Annotated in this window: 1 protein-coding gene; it reads left to right on the top strand. The window is 72.0% G+C overall.

Features of this window, described 5'->3' with window-relative positions:
* A partial coding sequence (locus ACZ7FF_RS44840) for a type I polyketide synthase (protein WP_470820516.1) occupies positions 1 to 3,896 on the top strand: 3,896 nt, incomplete at both ends.

Below are 3,896 nucleotides of genomic sequence, written 5' to 3'. Positions count from 1 at the left end.
ACACGCCTCGGCCGAGGCGATCGGCCCCGACCGGCCCTTCCAGGAGCTGGGCTTCGACTCCCTGGCCGCCACCGAGCTGCGCAACCAGCTCAACAAGGCAACGGGCCTGCGGCTGCCCGCCACGCTCGCCTTCGACCAGCCCAACGCCACCACGGTCACCGAGCGGATCCTCGACGAACTGGGGGTCGGCGACACGGCCGGCGACACCGACGTACCCGTGGAGATGGGCCGTGCGGCCGACGAGGAGCCCATCGCCATCGTCGGCATGGCCTGCCGCTACCCGGGCGGTGTCACGACACCCGAAGAGTTGTGGCAGCTCCTCCTCGACGGAGTCGACACCGTCTCCGACCTGCCGACCGACCGCGGCTGGAACATCGAGCACCTGTACGACCCCGAGCCCGGCAAGGAGGGCAAGAGCTACACGCGCCGCGGCAGCTTCCTGTACGACGCGGCCGACTTCGACCCGGCGTTCTTCGGGATCTCACCGCGCGAGGCGCTCTACATGGACCCGCAGCAGCGCCTCCTGCTGGAGGCGTCGTGGGAGGCCCTGGAGCGCGCCGGAATCGACCCGGCCACGCTGAAGGGCAGCCGTACCGGCGTGTTCGCGGGCGTGATGTACCACGACTACGCCCTGGGAGCGCACCCCTCCGGTACGAGCGGCGGCAGCGTCGTGTCCGGCCGGGTGTCGTACACACTGGGCCTGGAGGGCCCGGCGGTCACCGTCGACACGGCGTGCTCGTCGTCACTGGTCGCGCTGCACCTCGCCGCGCAGTCCCTGCGCTCCGGCGAGTGCACCCTCGCGCTCGCCGGCGGTGCCACGGTGATGTCGACGCCCGGCATGTTCATCGAGTTCAGCCGGCAGCGCGGTCTCTCCGTGGACGGCCGCTGCAAAGCGTTCGCGGGCGCGGCCGACGGCGTCGGCTGGTCGGAGGGCGTCGGCGTCCTGCTGGTGGAACGGCTGTCCGACGCCCGCCGCAACGGACACGAGGTCCTGGCCGTGATCCGCGGTTCCGCCGTCAACCAGGACGGCGCCAGCAACGGCTTCACCGCCCCCAACGGACCCTCCCAGCAGCGGGTGATCCGCCAGGCGCTCGCCGCGGCCGAACTCGCGGCCCCGGACGTGGACGCGGTGGAGGCACACGGCACGGGTACGACGCTCGGCGACCCGATCGAGGCCCAGGCGCTCCTCGCCACCTACGGTCAGGACCGCCCGGAGGAACGGCCGTTCCTGCTCGGGTCCATCAAGTCGAACATCGGGCACGCGCAGGCCGCCGCGGGTGTCGCCGGTGTCATCAAGATGGTCATGGCCATGCGCCACGGCGTGCTGCCGAAGACCCTGCACGTGGACGAGCCCTCGCCGCACGTCGACTGGGCGGACGGCTCCGTCGCCCTCCTCACCGAGGCGGTGGACTGGCCAAAGACCGGCCGGCCGCGTCGGGCGAGCGTCTCGGCGTTCGGCATCAGCGGCACCAACGCACACGTGATCCTGGAGCAGGGCCCGCAGCCGCCCGCGACCACCGGCCCGGCCACCCCGGCCGACGGACCATTGCCGTGGCTCGTGTCCGCGCCGACCCCGGAGGCCCTGCGTGCGCAGGCCGCGCGACTCCTGACCTATGTCGAGAGCCGCCCGGAACTGGACCTGACGGCCGCGGCACGGGCCCTTGCCACCGAGCGCACGGCCCTCGAGTGCCGGGCGCTCGTCGTGGGCACGGAACGCGACGAACTCCTCGACGGCCTGCGCGCCCTGGCGCAGCCCTCCGCCCCCACCCCCGCCTCCCTCACGTCCTCGGCCCGAGGCAGCGCCGTATCGGCCTTCCTGTTCCCGGGGCAGGGTTCGCAACGGCTCGGTATGGGTCGTGAGTTGTACGGACACTTCCCGGTGTTCGCGGTGGCGTTCGACGCGGTGTGTGCGGGGTTGGACGAGCACCTGGAGCGACCGCTCCGAGAAGTGGTCTGGGGTGAGAGCGAAGAACTGCTCAACCAGACGGTGTACGCCCAGGCGGGGTTGTTCGCCGTAGAGGTGGCGTTGTTCCGGTTGGCCGAATCGTTGGGTGTGCGGCCGGACTTCGTGGCGGGGCATTCGATCGGTGAGGTGGCCGCGGCTCATGTCGCCGGGGTGTTCTCGCTGGCGGATGCGTGTGCGTTGGTGGCGGCGCGTGGTCGGCTGATGCAGGCGCTGCCGGAGGGCGGAGCGATGCTCGCTCTCCAGGCGACCGAGGATGAAGTACGGTCGCTGCTGGGCGAGTCGGCGTCGATCGCGGCCGTCAACGGCCCGATCTCGGTGGTCGTTTCCGGTGTCGAGACGGCGGTGGAGGAGATCCGCGCCCGCTTCGAGGACCGTAAGTCGACCCGTCTGCGGGTGTCGCACGCCTTCCACTCGCCGCTGATGGAGCCGATGTTGGAGGGCTTCCGCCGGGTGGTGGAGGGGCTGTCCTTCGCGGATCCGGTCATCCCGGTGGTGTCGAACCTGACCGGCGCGGTCGCCGACGACCTGTGCTCTCCGGAGTACTGGGTGCGGCACGTCCGTGAGGCGGTCCGGTTCGCGGACGGCATCCGTACGCTGCACGCCTTGGGCGTCACGGCATTTGTGGAGATCGGGCCCGACGCGGTGCTCAGCGGGATGGTGCGCGACGCTCTCACCGATGCGAACGCCATCGCCTTGCTCCGCAAGGGCCGGGACGAGAACCTGACCCTGGTCGCGGGGCTCGGCTCCCTGCACGGCGTCGGAGTGCGTGTCGACTGGCGGGCGTTCTTCGCGGTGACGGCCTCGGGAGCCCGGCACTCCGTCGATCTGCCCACGTACGCCTTCCAGCGCCGGCGTTACTGGCTGGACGCCATGGGCACGGCGGCGGAACTCGGCTCCGTGGGCCTGGGCTCGGCGGAGCACCCGCTGCTGGGTGCCGCCGCCGAACTCGCCGGTGCAGACGGGCGCCTCTTCACCGGCCGGCTGTCCGTGGAGTCTCACCCGTGGCTGGCGGACCACATGGTCCTGGGCACCGTCCTCGTGCCCGGTACGGCGTTCCTCGAACTCGCCCTGCACGCGGGCGACTCGGTGGGTTGCGGCGTGGTGGAGGAACTGACGCTCGCCGCGCCGCTCGTGCTGCCCGAGCGCGGCGGTGTCCAGGTGCAGGTGTGGGTCGGCGAACCGGATGACGAGGGTCGGCGGCACGTCACCGTGCACTCCCGCACGGACGGCTCGGCCGATGCCACATGGGTCCGGCACGCCGAGGGCATGCTCCGCGATGGCGCCGCTGCCGGCGTTCCCGATGCGGACATGGCGTCCTGGCCGCCCGCCGGCGCGGAGCCCGTCCCGGTCGAGGGGGCGTACGAGGGATTCGAGGGTGCCGGTTTCGGATACGGGCCGGTCTTCCAGGGGCTCCGCTCCGTATGGCGGCGCGGGGAGGAGCTGTTCGCGGACGTCGTGCTGCCGGAGCAGGCGCACATGGACGCGGAGCGCTTCGGTCTGCACCCGGCTCTCCTGGACGCCTCGATCCACGCGGCGATCCTGACCAGTTCGGGCACGACGGCCATCCCCTTCGCGTGGAGCGACGTGTCCCTCCACGCCGTGGGCGCGACCGCGGTCCGGGTGAGGCTGACTCGCGTGGGCGCGGACGGGTGGGCGCTGGCCCTGACCGACACCACCGGCCGACCCGTGCTCTCGGTGGGGTCCATGGTGAGCCGCCCCGTTTCGGCGGAGCAGTTGGCAGCCGACGCCGCTTCTGCCGGGCCCCTGTTCGCGGTCGAGTGGTCCGTGTCGGCCGCGGGTGTGGAGTCGGGTGTGTCGTGGGTGTGTTGGGAGGGGGTGTCGGAGGGTGTGGGTCCGGTGCCGGGTGTGGTGGTGCTGGACTGTGCGGGTGTCGGCGGGGTGGATGTGCCGTCGGGTGTGCGTGCGGTGT

This window comes from Streptomyces sp. NPDC037126 (assembly GCF_055605965.1).
This window is presented reverse-complemented; position numbering and strand designations above follow the sequence as displayed.